General features: G+C 72.9%; 12 protein-coding genes. 1 reads left to right on the top strand and 11 read right to left on the bottom strand.

Annotated features, from left to right (window positions below):
• The first annotated feature begins 36 nt into the window (after positions 1–36).
• Entirely contained in the window at positions 37–2,613 is a 2,577-nt protein-coding gene (pepN, locus tag E6P78_RS24485; protein ID WP_136205796.1) for an aminopeptidase N, read from the top strand.
• 86 nt (positions 2,614–2,699) lie between these two features.
• Here the strand turns inward: pepN and E6P78_RS24480 are convergent, their stop codons facing one another.
• The 11 genes from E6P78_RS24480 to E6P78_RS24430 form a co-directional block, all read right to left on the bottom strand.
• Positions 2,700–4,358, bottom strand: coding sequence for a fused response regulator/phosphatase (locus E6P78_RS24480; protein ID WP_136205795.1), 1,659 nt, complete (start codon positions 4,356–4,358; stop codon positions 2,700–2,702).
• Positions 4,355–6,148 (bottom strand): hybrid sensor histidine kinase/response regulator, encoded by a 1,794-nt coding sequence (locus E6P78_RS24475; RefSeq protein ID WP_136205794.1) that lies wholly within the window; start codon positions 6,146–6,148, stop codon positions 4,355–4,357. The genes E6P78_RS24480 and E6P78_RS24475 overlap by 4 nt, the downstream gene beginning before the upstream one ends.
• A complete protein-coding gene (locus E6P78_RS24470) occupies positions 6,145–7,374 on the bottom strand; it encodes an ATP-binding protein (RefSeq protein ID WP_136205793.1) in 1,230 nt (409 codons plus the stop codon). The genes E6P78_RS24475 and E6P78_RS24470 overlap by 4 nt, the downstream gene beginning before the upstream one ends.
• Positions 7,362–7,787, bottom strand: coding sequence for an anti-sigma regulatory factor (locus E6P78_RS24465; RefSeq protein WP_136205792.1), 426 nt, complete (start codon positions 7,785–7,787; stop codon positions 7,362–7,364). Before E6P78_RS24465 ends, E6P78_RS24470 begins: the two co-directional genes overlap by 13 nt.
• Positions 7,784–8,161 carry an STAS domain-containing protein gene (locus E6P78_RS24460; protein ID WP_136205791.1) on the bottom strand — a complete coding sequence of 126 codons (378 nt, stop codon included), beginning with the start codon at positions 8,159–8,161 and terminating at the stop codon, positions 7,784–7,786. The genes E6P78_RS24465 and E6P78_RS24460 overlap by 4 nt, the downstream gene beginning before the upstream one ends.
• Positions 8,158–9,030 carry an STAS domain-containing protein gene (locus E6P78_RS24455; protein WP_136205790.1) on the bottom strand — a complete coding sequence of 291 codons (873 nt, stop codon included), beginning with the start codon at positions 9,028–9,030 and terminating at the stop codon, positions 8,158–8,160. Before E6P78_RS24455 ends, E6P78_RS24460 begins: the two co-directional genes overlap by 4 nt.
• A 264-nt stretch (positions 9,031–9,294) precedes the next feature.
• Positions 9,295–10,464, bottom strand: coding sequence for an allantoicase (alc, locus tag E6P78_RS24450; RefSeq protein WP_136205789.1), 1,170 nt, complete (start codon positions 10,462–10,464; stop codon positions 9,295–9,297).
• Between the two features lie 58 nt (positions 10,465–10,522).
• The gene (locus tag E6P78_RS24445; protein WP_136205788.1) at positions 10,523–11,443 is read right to left on the bottom strand and encodes a LysR family transcriptional regulator; all 921 of its coding nucleotides are present in this window, start codon (positions 11,441–11,443) and stop codon (positions 10,523–10,525) included.
• Positions 11,444–11,583: 140 nt separating this feature from the next.
• Positions 11,584–11,796: a hypothetical protein gene (locus E6P78_RS24440; RefSeq protein ID WP_136205834.1), complete on the bottom strand. Its 213-nt coding sequence runs from the start codon at positions 11,794–11,796 to the stop codon at positions 11,584–11,586.
• A 38-nt stretch (positions 11,797–11,834) separates the two neighbouring features.
• Positions 11,835–14,009 carry a 4-alpha-glucanotransferase gene (gene malQ / locus E6P78_RS24435; RefSeq protein WP_136205787.1) on the bottom strand — a complete coding sequence of 725 codons (2,175 nt, stop codon included), beginning with the start codon at positions 14,007–14,009 and terminating at the stop codon, positions 11,835–11,837.
• Positions 14,010–14,276: a hypothetical protein gene (locus E6P78_RS24430; RefSeq protein ID WP_136205786.1), complete on the bottom strand. Its 267-nt coding sequence runs from the start codon at positions 14,274–14,276 to the stop codon at positions 14,010–14,012.
• Positions 14,277–14,366: the final 90 nt, after the last annotated feature.

The raw sequence follows: 14,366 nt of genomic DNA, 5'->3' as shown, positions 1-14,366 counted from the left end.
ATGACGGGAAACATCACAGAGCAAGGAGATGACCGCGTGCCTGGCACGAATCTGACCCGCGAAGAGGCACAGGAGCGGGCGCGCCTGCTGACCGTGGACGCGTACGAGATCGATCTCGACCTCTCCGGAGCGCAGGAGGGCGGGACCTACCGGTCCGTCACCGTCGTGCGCTTCGACTCCGCCGAAGCCGGTGCGGAGACCTTCATCGACCTGATCGCCCCCTCGGTGCACGAGGTCGAGCTGAACGGCAAGGCGCTGGACGTCGCGGCGGTGTTCCGCGACTCGCGCATCACCCTGCCGCACCTGCTGGCGGGCTCCAACGAGCTGAAGGTCGTCGCCGACTGCTCGTACACCAACACCGGCGAGGGGCTGCACCGCTTCGTCGACCCGGTCGACGAGCAGGCCTACCTCTACACCCAGTTCGAGGTTCCGGACGCGCGCCGCGTCTTCGCGAGCTTCGAGCAGCCCGACCTGAAGGCGACCTTCCGGTTCACCGTGAAGGCCCCCTCCGGCTGGACCGTGATCTCCAACTCGCCGACGCCCGAGCCGAAGGACGACGTCTGGTCCTTCGAGCCGACGCCGCGCATCTCCTCGTACATCACCGCCTTGATCGTCGGCCCGTACCACTCGGTGCACAGCAGCTACGAGAAGGACGGCCGGACCGTCCCGCTGGGCATCTACTGCCGGCCCTCGCTCGCCGAGTACCTGGACGCGGACGCGATCTTCGACGTGACCCGGATGGGCTTCGACTGGTTCCAGGAGAAGTTCGACTACGCGTACCCGTTCGCCAAGTACGACCAGCTCTTCGTCCCGGAGTTCAACGCGGGCGCGATGGAGAACGCGGGCGCGGTCACCATCCGCGACCAGTACGTCTTCCGCTCCAAGGTGACGGACGCGGCGTACGAGACGCGGGCCGAGACCATCCTGCACGAGCTGGCCCACATGTGGTTCGGCGACCTCGTCACGATGGAGTGGTGGAACGACCTCTGGCTGAACGAGTCGTTCGCCACTTACACCTCGATCGCCTGCCTGGCGTACGCCGAGGGCTCGCAGTGGCCGCACTCCTGGACCACGTTCGCCAACTCGATGAAGACCTGGGCCTACCGGCAGGACCAGCTGCCCTCGACCCACCCGATCATGGCCGACATCCGCGACCTGGACGACGTCCTGGTCAACTTCGACGGCATCACGTACGCCAAGGGCGCCTCCGTCCTGAAGCAGCTGGTGGCGTACGTCGGCATGGACGAGTTCTTCCAGGGCGTCCAGGCGTACTTCAAGGCGCACGCCTTCGGCAACACCCGCCTGACCGACCTGCTGGGCGCGCTGGAGAAGACCTCGGGCCGCGACCTGAAGACCTGGTCGAAGGCGTGGCTGGAGACGGCCGGCATCAACATCCTGCGCCCGGAGATCGAGACCGACGAGAACGGTCACGTCACCTCGTTCACCGTGCTCCAGGAGGCACCCGCGCTGCCCGCCGGCGCGAAGGGCGAGCCGACGCTGCGGCCGCACCGCATCGCCATCGGCTGCTACGACCTGGACGAGGCCGGGAAGCTGGTGCGTACGGACCGGATCGAGCTGGACGTCGACGGCGAGCGCACCACCGTGCCGTTCCCGGCCGGCGCCGCGCGCCCGGCCGTCGTCCTGCTCAACGACGACGACCTCTCGTACGCGAAGGTCCGCCTGGACGAGGAGTCGCTGCGGGTCGTCACGGAGCACCTGGGCGACTTCACCGAGTCGCTGCCGCGCGCCCTGTGCTGGGCGTCGGCCTGGGACATGACCCGGGACGGCGAGCTGGCCACCCGCGACTACCTCGCGCTGGTCCTGTCCGGGATCGGCAAGGAGTCGGACATCGGTGTCGTGCAGTCGCTGCACCGCCAGGTGAAGACGGCGCTCGACATGTACGCGATGCCGCAGTGGCGCGAGGCGGGTCTGACGCAGTGGACCGAGGCGACGCTCGCGCACCTGCGCGCGGCGGAGCCGGGCAGCGACCACCAGCTGGCCTGGGCGCGTGCCTTCGCGGCCACGGCCCGCACCCCGCAGCAGCTGGACCTGCTCCAGTCGCTGCTCGACGGCACCGATTCGGTCGAGGGCCTGTCCGTCGACACCGAGCTGCGCTGGGCGTTCGTGCAGCGGCTCGCGGCCAGCGGGCTGCTGGACGAGGACGAGGTCGACGCCGAGTACACGCGCGACCGGACGGCGGCGGGCGAGCGCCACGCGGCGGCCGCCCGTGCGGCGCGGCCCTCCGAAGAGGCGAAGGCCGAGGCGTGGGCGTCGGTCGTGGAGTCCGACAAGCTGCCGAACTCCCTCCAGGAGGCGGTCATCGCCGGCTTCGTGCAGACGGACCAGCAGGAGCTGCTGGCCCCCTACACGGAGAAGTTCTTCGCCGCGGTGAAGGACGTCTGGGACTCGCGGAGCCACGAGATGGCCCAGCAGGTCGCCATCGGCCTGTACCCGGCGCTCCAGGTCTCGCAGGAGACCCTGGACGCCACGGACGCCTGGCTGGCCTCGGCGCAGCCGGGTGCGGGTCTGCGCCGGCTGATCTCGGAGTCCCGCTCGGGTGTGGAGCGGGCGCTGCGGGCGCGGGCGGCGGACGCGGCGGCGGCCACCGCGTAACCGGGGCCGGCCGAGGAGCAAGAAGCAAGAAGGGGGCGCCTGCGGCGAGGCGCCCCCTTCGCGCTGCCCGGGTCTGCCGGGACCGCTCAGTGCAGGCGGGCGGCGAGCAGGGCGATGTCGTCCGTCTTTCCCTTGCCGAACGTCGCCAGCAGTTCGTCGCACAGCTCCTCGATCCCGGCCGGCGCCCGGGAGAAGGTGGTGCTCAGCATCCGCATGCTGTCGTCGAGGTCCTCCCCCGGCACCTCCACGAGGCCGTCCGTCAGCAGCAGGAGGGTCGACCCCTCCGGCACCTCGTGGCTCACGACCGGCGGATGCGGGAGGTTGAGCCCCAGAAGGGGGCCGTGCTCGGTCAGATAGCGCGTGGTTCCGTCCGGGTGCCGCAGCAGGGGCGGTATGTGGCCGGCGTTGGCCACCTGGACGCGTCGTCCCCCGGGCTCCACCAGCACCAGGCAGACGGTGACCGTCATCGACGGCCGCACGCGTACCAGCAGGGCGTCCAGGCTCGTCAGCAGGGACTGGGGGGCATGGCCCTCGATGGCGTAGGCCCGCAGGGCGTGCCTGACCTCTCCCATGATCATGGCGGCCTTGAGCGAGTGCCCCGCCACGTCCCCGATGGCGAGCAGCAGGCCGTCCGGGGTCTGAAGGGCCTCGTAGAAGTCTCCGCCGATCTCGGTGTGGTCGGCGGCGGGCTCGTAGCGCACGGCCAGGTCCACACCGGGTGTTTCGGGCAGTCGGTCCGGCAGGAAGGTCCGCTGGAGGGTGAGGACGAGCGCGTGTTCCTCGCTGCGTGATCGCAGCGCCTCCAGCGCCAGCGCGCAGGCCTGCGCCAGCTGGGAGAGCAGGTCGCGGTCGTCCACGCCGTCGAGGGCGTCGGCGCCGACCGCGAACGCGACGGGGGGCCGGCCCCGTTTCGTGCGGGCCAGGGTGAGCGCGACCCCGCCGGAGAACACGTCCGCCCGGTCGTCGCCGTGGCAGACGAGCGCCCGCCACTCGGCACCGGACAGCAGCACGGTCTCCGTTCCGGTCCGGTCGCCGAGGGCCCGCTCGGCCAGGAGGTCGAGCAGCCGCGCCTCGTCGCCCGCCCCGCCGACCGCCGTGCCGCCGCCGGTTCCGGCGCTGTCCGACCTCGGGCTCCGAGCGACCGCGGCGAGGTGGAGCGTACGGTTGTCGGGGCTGAGGCAGACGGCGACGGCGGCCGATTCCATGAGCGCGGCCGCGCCGGCCGCCGCCTCGGCGGTGAAGGAATCCCCGTCCATGGCGGCGTAGACGGCCAGGGTGCTGCTGTTCAGTGCGGCCACCCGGGTGGCGAGCCGCTCCGCGCGGCGCCGGGCGCGGGCGTAACGCAACGCCGCGGTGACCGTGGCCAGCAACTCGTCCGGAGCGATCGGTTCGGTGAGGTAGGCGTCCGCGCCGCGGTGGAGGCCCTGGGTCCGGTCGCTCAGCTCGATGGCCGTCGCGGAGATGTGGATGACGGGCAGTGAGGCGGTCCGGGGGTCGGCCTTGATCCGCTCGCACACCTCGAAGCCGCTCATGTCGGGGAGCTTCACGTCGACGACGGCCAGTTCCGGCAGTTCGCCGTCGGGGGCGCCGGCGAGGAGGGCCAGGCCCTCCGTACCGTCGACGGCCTCCACCACGGTGTGACCCGCCCGGCGGAGCCAGCTGCCGACGATGTACCGGTTGGTCTCGTTGTCGTCGAGTACCAGCACCTTGGCGGCGGCGCTGTCCCGGCGCAGATGCGCAGTCATGCCATGTCGTCCTTCTCGTCCGCTCCCGACGTGGCGGGCGTCACGTGTTCCGCGAGTGCCGCGGCCAGCTTTGGCAGGTTCAGCGTGGACTTCTCGAGGATCGCCCGCGCGTGCGTGAGCCGTTCCCGGTCCAGGTCCTCACCGGGTGTCGAGGTGAGGACGAGGACGGGGACGGTGCGCAGTTCGGGGTCCGCGGCGAGTTCCGCCAGCACGGCGTAACCGTCGAGGTCGGGCAGGTGCAGATCGAGGAGCACGGCGTCCGGCCGCTCGCGGCGCACGGTGGAGCCGGCCAGACTCCCCTCCGCCACCTCGATCACACGCCCGGCGAGCCGGTCCAGGAACGGTCGGATCGCGGCGCGGAAGGCGCCGTCGTCGTCCACGGTGACCAGGACGGCGACCACGGGTGCGCGGGATTCGTGGTGGCCGGTCCCGGCGAGGGACTGACCGGCCACGGGCAGCCGTACGGTGACCACGGTGCCGGCCCCCGGGCTGCTGGTCAGGGAGAGACCGCCGCCCAGCAGTGCGGTGAGCCGGCGCGCGTAGGGCAGGCCCAGGCCCGTACCGGAGCGGCCGCGCTGATGAGGTCCGCGTACCTGGTAGAACTCCTCGAAGATCTGCTGCTGTTCCTCCTCCGGGATGCCGACGCCCGTGTCCGACACGGTGAAGACGACGTGGCCGCCGTCGGGCCCGTCCTCCTGGGAGACATCGAGGCGCACGGTCCCGGCGGGCGTGAACTTCAGGGCGTTGGAGAGCAGGTTGCGCAGGACGCGGGTGAGCATGACCTCGTCGCTGACGATCCGCAGACCGGGCTCGGCCACGATCAGTTCGGCGCCACCCGCACCCGCGTAGCCCCGCAGGGTGCCCCGCAGCTGGCCGAGCGCGGCCCGCAGGTCCACCGTCGTCCAGTGGGGTTCCAGGCGCCCGGATTCCGCCTTGGCGACGTCCAGGAGTTCGTCGACGAGGGCGAGGAGGGTGGCACCCGATGCGGAGATCAGGCCGATCTGCCGGCGCTGTTCCTCGTCGAGGCGGTCCTCGTCGAATTCCAGGAGCAGCCGTGCGAGCCCGACGACCGAGTTGACCGGCGTGCGCAGCTCGTGACTGACGTTGGCCCAGAACCTGGTCTTGGCCTCGCTCGCCTCGCGCAGCTGCCGGGACTTCTCCTCCAGTTCCGCGTAGAGGGCCACGACGCCGCGGTTGGTCTCCTCCAGCTCCTGCGACAGCTCGGTGTAGAGGGCCACCACTCCCTTGTTGGTCTCCTCCAGCTCCTCGTTCAGACGGCGCAGTTCCTCGCGCTGCGCCCTGGATTCCACCAGCGCGGCGATCAGGTCTCCGGTCTGTGCGCGGGTGTCGTCCAGTGCGCTGGGGCCCTTGTGGGCCAGGAGGGCGCGCCGCACCTGCTCGGCGGCCTCCTCGGACGTGCTGGTGCCGGCGGTGAGCTGCTGTTCGACCGCGAGCCCGTGCTCCGGGGGGACGTAGCGGACCGGGACCAGCCGGGAGGCCGCCTGGATGGCCTCCTCCCCGGGGCCGCGGCCGTCCTGCCAGGACAGGCCGACCCGCAGGAGGGGCAGCGGCCGGCTGACGACACCGAAGGTGACGGTCAGCCCGGACGCGCCCAGCAGGTCCCTGCCCAGCTCGCTCAGGGCGGTCGCGAACCGGATCTGGTCCTGTTTCTCCACGCCGAGCGCTTCGGCGGCCGACTTGCCGCTGCGGCGGAGCAGGAAGACGTCCTGCTCCGTGGTCAGGGGGAAGGACGCCAGAGGGGCGGTCTCATGAGCCGGGAACGTGTTCACCAGGGCCCCTTCGCCACGACGACGCCGGCATCGTCCCGGCGCACACCTGCCTCGCGCAGCAGCTGCGCCGCCGCCACCAGCGGCGAATGCTCCAGGAAGCCGGGCAGCCCCGCCGCCTGCCAGCGCTCGGTGAGACCGTCGGAATGCATGATCACGGCGCTGTCGCGAGGCAGTGACTGCTGTGTGACCCGCAGCGTCGGCATCTGGTGCCCCACGATGCCGGGCGCCGACGAAAGGGTCCGCCTGCTGCCGGTGGCCGGGTCCACGACGAACGTGCTGACGTTGCCGATGCCGCAGAAGTACAGGTTCTGCCTGCGCGGTTCGATGCGTACGACGGCGACGGCGCCACCCCTGCCGCCGCGCAGCGCCTTGTGGATGTCCATGATCATCGCGTCGGGCTGCTCGGCCGCCGAGTCGCGGAAGGCGGTCACCGCCGCCTGTGCGGCCTGGCCGGCCAGCGGCCCGTGTCCCAGACCGTCGCAGAACAGGACCAGGAGAGCGGGTTCGTCCGGACCGGCACCGCCCGGGGCTGCCGAAGGTGTCTCGACCGCGTGCCGGGAGCCGTTCCTGATCGGCCGGAACCCGGTCAGCTGCGCCCATCCCAGGGCGGCGTCCGACGAGCGCTCCGGCTCGGGGGCGGGACCTCGGACGCCGGCCCGTCGCAGGCCCTGGCCGCCGTCCGCCCGGCTGCCGGCCCGGCGGGCGAACCAGGCGTCCCCGCACACGTCCTCTCCGCTGATCGTCCTCGTCAGCCCTTCCACGACGGGGCGTCCGCAGGCAGCCATGCGCCGGGCCGCGTCCTTCGTCCAGAAGCGTGCGGTCAGTACCGTGCCCCGGCCGGGCACGGAGTGCACGTCGAAGAAGTCGGCCAGACGGGAGATGGCGCCCAGGCCGATGCCGAGGGTGCCGCCCGTGGACGTGCCGTCGGTGAGCGAGTGCGCGACGTCCGCCATCCCCGGCCCGTCGTCCATGGTGACGAATTCGACGCCCGCGTCGTCCGGTGTGCGGACCGTGCGCAGCAGGAAGGTTCCTCCGACGGCGTGCCTGCGCAGGTTGGTCGCGGCCTCGCTCACGGCGAGTGCGACCTCGGCGCACCGCTGCTCGTCGAACCCGATGCGCCGGGCCAGCGAGACCGACGCGCCGCGGGCCGCGGCGGGCAGCGCCTCCTGGTCCCGGAGCCAGAGGACGTCCTGCGCGTCCAGGACCGGGAGGGTCAGCGCCTCCACTTGGTCACCGCAACCTGTGTGCCGCGCCCGGTCTCGGTCTCCAGGGTGAAGTCGTCGACCAGGCGACGGGCTCCGCTCAGCCCGAGTCCGAGCCCTCCGCCGGAGGTCCATCCGTCGGTCAGCGCCTGGTCGATGTCGGGGATACCCGGGCCCTCGTCCTCGAAGACCGCGGTCACCCCGACGCGCCCGTCGCGACCTACCAGGCCCGCGCGCATGACTCCGCCGCCGCCGTAGACCAGCGTGTTCCGGGCGAGTTCGCTCGCCGCGGTGACGAGCTTGGTCTGGTCGACGAGCGAGAGCTTGCAGCGCTGGCCGAGGGTGCGCACCAGCTGGCGTGCCCGGACCACGTCGTCGTTGGAAGCGATCGAGACGGTCTCGTGGTCGGCGTCGGGGACGGGCGCGAAGCCGCTCATCGCCGGGCCGGACGGCTGTCGTCCCGCCGGGCCAGGATCTCCAGCCCCTTCTCCAGGGAGAGGGCCGTACGCACGCCTCCGAGCGAGAGGCCGAGTTCCACGAGTGTGATGGCGACGGCCGGCCGCATCCCGACGACGACGGTCTGCGCGTCGAGCATGCGGGAGATGGCCGCCGTGGTGGCCAGCATGCGGCCCACGAAGGAGTCGACGATCTCCACGGCGGTGATGTCGATGACCACCCCGGTGGCACCGGACTCCACGATGCGGGCGGCCAGGTCGTCCTGGAGCTCCAGGACGACCTGGTCCTCCAGCTCGACCTGGATGGAGACCAGGAGCACGTCCCCCAGCTTCAGTACGGGTACGCGCTCGCTCACGCCTGGCCGCCGGGCAGTACGGTGTCCGCGTTGCTGCGGCGCAGGGCGTGCTTGAGGGCGTCGGCGAGGGACGACTTGGTGACGATGTCGCCGAACTGGATGCCGAGGGCGACGATCGTCTGGGCGATCTGGGGCCGGATGCCGGAGATGATGCACTCGGCGCCCATCAGCCGGGCCGCCACCACCGTCTTGAGCAGGTGCTGGGCGACCTCGGTGTCCACCGCGGGCACGCCGGTGATGTCGATGATCGCCTGGTCCGAACCGGTGTCGACGAGCGCCTGGAGGAGCTTCTCCATCACCACCTGGGTCCGCGCCGAGTCGAGGGTGCCCACCAGCGGAACGGCGACCACGCCCTCCCACAGCTTCACCACGGGGGTGGAGAGTTCCATCAGCTGCTCGGCCTGTGCGCTGATGATCTCCTCGCGCGTCCTGGCGTACACCTCGAGGGTGTAGAGGCCGAGCGCGTCGATGAGCTTGCCGAACTGGAGGTAGGACCTCAGGTCCGCGGCCGAGGTGTCGGCGGTGGGCGCCAGGACGTCCTTCGCCGCCAGCACACTGGTGGCGGTCTCGGTCGGGGTGAAGCCCTGACGGGCCCGCGCGCGGGAGAGTTCGGCGAGAAGCGCGCGCGTCTCCGCGAAGGCGTCCGCCTGCCAGTCGAGCCCGCCCTCGCGCAGACCTGCCACGAGTGCGGCGTACAGCTCCTGGAGCTCGCGGTTGAGCTCCGAGAGGGAGATACGTCCTCGCAGGGTCCGCGAGACCGCGTCCACCCAGGCGGCGCCGAGCGCCTCCTGCTCGGCCGTCAACAACTCGACGAGCCGGGTGGGTATATCGTGTTCTGTCACCGCAATGACTCCCTCTGATTCAGGCATACGCTGCAATCGCTCGCAGCGTATGCCATGACTCCCCTGGTACCGGCGCCGGTGGGTTGCACCGTCGTCGGGCCGTGCCGGAAGGCGGCCGGCCGCCTCTGGTGCGGTCGGCGATCGGGAATCCGGAGCGGCGGGAGCACGCACATCCACTTGCCCCTGCACAGCACCTTCACACCAGGGCACTTCCGGGGAACCGCGGCGAATGGAAACCGCCCGGCGGGCAGGCGCCGGGGCGCAGCCGTCCGCCGGGCGGGAGCAGGGGCTTTACGAGGCCGATGCCTCGTAGCGGGCAGCCAGTTCGGCGGCCCCGGACTCGGTCAGGGAGCCGTGCAGCCGCATCCGGGCCACCCCGCCGTCGGGGAAGGCGTCCAGCCGGACGTGGGTGACGACGGCCTCGGCCGGCAGCGCGAAGCGGTGCGGGGTGTCGGGCTGGAGCCGGGTGCGCGGGATGATCTCGAACCACTCGCCGCTCTCGCCGTCCCGGCCCTGGAGGGCGATCCAGCCGGCCGCGTTGCCCAGGAGGTAGGCGGTGTCGATCTCGACCGCGCGGACCGCGCCCTGGGCGGGCAGCCGGAAGCGGACCCAGTCGTTGGTGTCGCGGACCCGGCGGCGGCGGTTCTCCCAGCCGTCGTCCATCTTGCGGGAGGTGCCGGGCAGGATGATCTGGGTCGGCGAGGAGTAGAAGCGGTCCGAGGCGTCCTCGTAGCTGCCGCCGTTCAGGACCGAGACCAGGTCGAACGTGCCGAGCGTGGCGAGCCAGGACGGGTCGGGGACCACCTCGCCGTGCACGCGGAGGCGGGCGATGCCGCCGTCGGGGTGCTGGCAGAGGCGGATGTGGGTGTAGCGGCGTCCGCCGGTGATCTCGAAGCCGTTGGCGGCGTGGCCGCGTACGGGGGTCGGGGGGACGATCTCCTCCCACTTCACGTCGTCGGCGAGGAGTTCGGCGGGGCCGGGCGAGCCCTCGACCGAGGTGGCCTGGACCGAGACGCGCTGCGGGTAGTTGCCGCGGAAGTGGGCGGTGTCCACGACGATGCCGCGGATGACGCCGGGGGCGCCGAGGCGGATCAGGGCCCAGTCGTGTTCGCCGGGGGCCGGGAAGGGGTGCTCGGCGTCGGCGCCGCGCCGGCGGCGGGTCTCCCAGCCGTCCATGATCTTGCCCTTGTGGCCGAAGTGTTCGGGGTCGAAGACCGCGCGCTCCCGGAGCAGGAGGTTCTCGCGCTGGGCGAAGAACTCGTCGTTGGCGGCGATCACGCCCGCGCCGAGCCGCCGGTCGGCGAGGTCGACCAGGTCGGTGAAGGGGAGGTCGGCGGTGCGGTAGTCGGCGTACGGGTCGCCGCCGCCGTACGGGGCCGCGTCGTTGGCGTGGGGGTCGTCGAGGGTGCTCTCGTGGCGGTTCTCATTCCGTGCGCTCGGGTCGTTCTGTTCGAAGGTCATGCGTTCACTGTCGTACGACGGGAGCGATCAGGTCCATCGAAAGTTTTCGTACGGTCCGTTAAGGCGTGCTGAACGGTTCGGCGGTCTCGCGCAGGGCTTCGAGGAGCCGGGCGACCGCGGGCCCCTCCTCCGCGCCGCGCCGGACGGCGGCGACCACATGGCGCCGGGGCCGGTCGGCGTCGAGGACCCGCATCACCACCCCGTTCCGGGCGTGCCGCTCCGCCGACGCCATGCGCGGGATCAGGGCGACGCCCATGTCCGCCTCCACCATGGCGAGGATCGCGGTCCAGCCGGAGGCGCTGTGCGCCTGCTCGGGTACGAAGCCCGCGGCCTGGCACGCGGCCGTGGTGATCTCCGACCAGGGCTCCGACCCGCCGAAGATCCACGGCTCGGCGGACAGGTCGGCCAGCCGTAGCCCGGGCGCGTCCGCGAGCCGGTGCCCGGCCGGCAGCGCCACGTCGAGCGGGTCGGCGAGCAGCGGCAGCACGGCGAACCCGGGATCGGCGGCGGTGGGTGCGTGGGCGGCCAGCGACAGCGCGAGGTCGACCTCGGCGGCGGCCAGGAGGTCGTACGCCTGCGCGGCCTCCGCCTCCCGTACCCGGACGTCCGGCCCGGGGCGGCCGTCGGCGCGCAGCCGCCGCACGGCCGGGACGACGAGGGCGGGTACGGCGGTGGCGAAGGCGGCGACGCGCACCTCGCCGGCCTCGCCGCGCAGATAGCCGGTCAGTTCCGCGTCGGCGCGCTCCAGTTGGGCGAAGACCGCCTCGGCGTGCCGCAGGACGAGGTGGGCGGCGTCGGTCAGGCGGACGCGCCGGCCTTGGGCCTCCAGGAGGGGCACACCGAGCTGTTTCGCCAGGTTGGAGAGCTGCTGGGAGACGGCCGACGGGGTCATCAGCAGGGCGTCGGCGGTCGCGGTGACCGTGCCCCGGTCGCGCAGGGTGCGCAGGATGCGGAGCTTCTTGACGTCCCACTCGGTCATGGCCGCAACCTACCGCCGCGCACGGGCCAGGAGATGGCTCCGGACATGCGGGTGCGCCGCGCGGTACCGGCTACCGTGCGGCGCACCCGTGCTGTGCGGGGCGGGACCGGGGCCCGGGGGCCCTGGTCACCGGGCAGGTGTCAGACCTGCTTCTTGGACTTGTCGAGGACCATGACCAGGCCCGCGATGATCGCGAACAGGACGATGGGCGCCACGACGTACAGACCGACCGTGTCGATCACGCTCAGGCCGGGACCCGGGTCGTCGCCGTCGTCGCGGGTGAGCGCGAGCGCGGGGGACGACATGAGCAGCATCATCAGCGTCGTTCCGGCGGCGACGGCGCCGGCGCGCATAGCGTTCTTCTTGTCCACGGTGCAAACGTAGCGAACGCCTACGCGGGCCGCGCGCCCGGGGGTGCCGTACGGGTTCCCGGAGGCGCCACACGGGCTCCCGGAGGGTCCTGACGGGGGCGCAGGACGTCCATCAGCCGGTGCAGGCGGGGCGAGGAGGCCAACTCCTCCAGCGTGACCGGGCGGCCCTCCGCGTCGGCGATGGGCAGCCGCCAGTTGGGGTACTGGTCCCAGGTGCCCGGGAGGTTCTGCGGGCGGCGGTCGCCGATCGTGTCGGGGAGCCAGACCCCGGCCATCCGGGCGGGGGTGCGCAGCAGGAAGCGGTGGACGGCCCGGACGGCGGCCTCCTCGTCGTCGCCGCCCTCCGGGAGCATCCCGAGCCGGGCGAGCAGGGCCAGCCACTCTGCCGTGTCGGCGCCGTCCTCCCGGCGCTCCTCGTCCAGCGGGCGGGTGAGCAGGCCGAGTCGGTGGCGCAGCGTCACGTGGTCGCCGGTCAGCCGGGCGGCGGTGGAGGGCAGGTCGTGGGTGGTGGCGGTGGCCAGGCAGTCCTCGCGCCACTGCTCGGGGGCAAGCGGGCGGCCGGTGCCCGACCAGTCCCGTTCGAACCAGAGGACGGAGGTGCCGAGGACACCGCGCCGGGCCAGCGCCTCGCGGACGCCCGGTTCGACGGTGCCCAGGTCCTCCCCTATGACGACGGTGCCGGCCCGGTGCGCCTCCAGGACCAGGACGGCGAGCATCGCCTCCGCGTCGTGGGTGACGTAGGTGCCTTCGGTGGGCGGGCGGCCCTCAGGCACCCACCAGAGCCGGAAGAGGCCCATCACGTGGTCGATGCGCAGGGCGCCCGCATGGGCGAGGACCCCGCGCAGCAGTCCGCGGTAGGGGGCGTAGCCGGAGGCGGCGAGGGTGTCGGGGCGCCAGGGCGGCAGCCCCCAGTCCTGGCCGCGTGCGTTGAAGGCGTCCGGGGGTGCGCCGACGGACATGCCGTGGGCGAAGGCGTCCTGCTGGGCCCAGGTGTCGGCGCCGCCGGGGTGCACGCCGACGGCGAGGTCGTGGACGATGCCGACGGCCATTCCGGCGTCCCGGGCGGCGCGCTGGGCGTCGGCGAGCTGGGCGTCGGTCAGCCAGGCGAGCCGGCAGTGGAAGTCGACCCGGTCGAGCAGTTCGGAGCGGGCGCGGGCGGTGGCGTCGGAGCGGGGGTCGCGCAGCTCGGCCGGCCAGCCGTGCCAGTCGGAGCCGTGCACCTCGGCCAGCGCGCACCACAGGGCGTGGTCCTCCAGGGCCCGGCCCTGGGCGGCGAGGAAGTCGCAGTAGGCGGCGCGGCGGCCGGGGGTGAGGGGGACGGCGGCGAGCAGGTCGAGGGCCTGCCGCTTGAGCGCCCAGACGGCGTCCCGGTCGATGAGGGCGCCCTTGTCGAGGACGGCGTCGCTGAGCTCGGCGGCCTTGCGGCGCAGCTCGTCGAGGGCGGCCGGGTCGGTGGTGTGCCCGTATTCCGGGACGGACTCGACGCGCAGGTGCACCGGGTCGGGGAAGCGCCGGGAGGACGGGCGGTAGGGCGAGGGGTCGGTGGGGCTGCCGATGACCGCCGCGTGCAACGGGTTGACCTGGACGAATCCGGCTCCCAGACAGCGGCCGGACCAGGAGGCGAGGTCGGCGAGGTCACCGAGGTCGCCCATGCCCCAGGAGCGGGCGGAGAGCAGGGAGTAGAGCTGGACGAGGAAGCCGTGGGTGCGGCCGGGCGGCTGCGGCACGCGGGCCGGGGCGACGACGAGCGTGCAGGACTGGTCCTCGTGGCCGGGCGCGCGGACGGCCAGCCGGTGCACCCCGAGCGGCGGCTCGGCCCACCAGGGGGGCGCGGGCGCGTCGTCCCCCGGGCCGGCCGGATGCTCCTCCCCGTCCGGGACACGCATCGGGGCCGGTGGGGTCTCGTCGGCCTCCTCCAGGCGGACGGTCAGTTCCGTGCCGGGCGGCAGGCCGGTCAGGGCGGGCGGCAGGGGCTCCCCGGACCACACCACCAGCGTGGCGGGCAGCAGCCGGGAGCGGGCCGCCGACTCGGCGGCGGCGAGCGCGTCCCGTACCGCCTCGGGCGTGGTGGCGTCCACGCCGAGCGCGCCGAGCACGGCGACGACCGTGCCCTCGGGGACGGGCTCCGTGACGCCGGCGGACGGGGAGAAGGAGGTGGCGACGCCGTGCAGTGCGGCGAGCCGGGACAAGCCCATTCAGACTCCTGGGGACTCCGTGCCCCACGCGCTGCCGGACGCGGCCGGTTCGCTGGTCAGCGGGGCGAGGACGGCGAGCGGGGGCTCGCTGGTCAGGGGGACGGCCTCGGCGAGCGGGGGCTCGCTGGTCAGGGGTATGGCGTCGGCGAGCGGCGCTTCGCTGGTCAGCGGGCCGGGTGCGGTGGCGGGGGACGCGCTGATCAGCGGGGCTGGACCGGGTGCCTGTTTGGGCAGGGCGGAGAGCAGGAGCTGCGCGGTGGCGGGCATGGTGGCCTCCTGGCCGTGGAGAACAGGACAGAGCAGGCCTACCCAACGGGCGCCGCCGCAGACGTAGGCGTTATGACAACGAGTTCAACG

It is taken from the genome of Streptomyces sp. A0958 (genome assembly GCF_004795035.1).
Classification (GTDB): domain Bacteria; phylum Actinomycetota; class Actinomycetes; order Streptomycetales; family Streptomycetaceae; genus Streptomyces.
This window is presented reverse-complemented; position numbering and strand designations above follow the sequence as displayed.

Coding starts and splice junctions, on each gene's coding strand:
- E6P78_RS24480 (WP_136205795.1), bottom strand. CDS start 4,358: ATGACTGCGCATCTGCGCCGGGACAGCGCCGCCGCCAAGGTGCTGGTA.
- E6P78_RS24465 (WP_136205792.1), bottom strand. CDS start 7,787: ATGAGCGGCTTCGCGCCCGTCCCCGACGCCGACCACGAGACCGTCTCG.
- E6P78_RS24455 (WP_136205790.1), bottom strand. CDS start 9,030: ATGCCTGAATCAGAGGGAGTCATTGCGGTGACAGAACACGATATACCC.
- alc (WP_136205789.1), bottom strand. CDS start 10,464: ATGACCTTCGAACAGAACGACCCGAGCGCACGGAATGAGAACCGCCAC.
- E6P78_RS24445 (WP_136205788.1), bottom strand. CDS start 11,443: ATGACCGAGTGGGACGTCAAGAAGCTCCGCATCCTGCGCACCCTGCGC.
- E6P78_RS24440 (WP_136205834.1), bottom strand. CDS start 11,796: ATGCGCGCCGGCGCCGTCGCCGCCGGAACGACGCTGATGATGCTGCTC.
- malQ (WP_136205787.1), bottom strand. CDS start 14,009: ATGGGCTTGTCCCGGCTCGCCGCACTGCACGGCGTCGCCACCTCCTTC.
- E6P78_RS24430 (WP_136205786.1), bottom strand. CDS start 14,276: ATGCCCGCCACCGCGCAGCTCCTGCTCTCCGCCCTGCCCAAACAGGCA.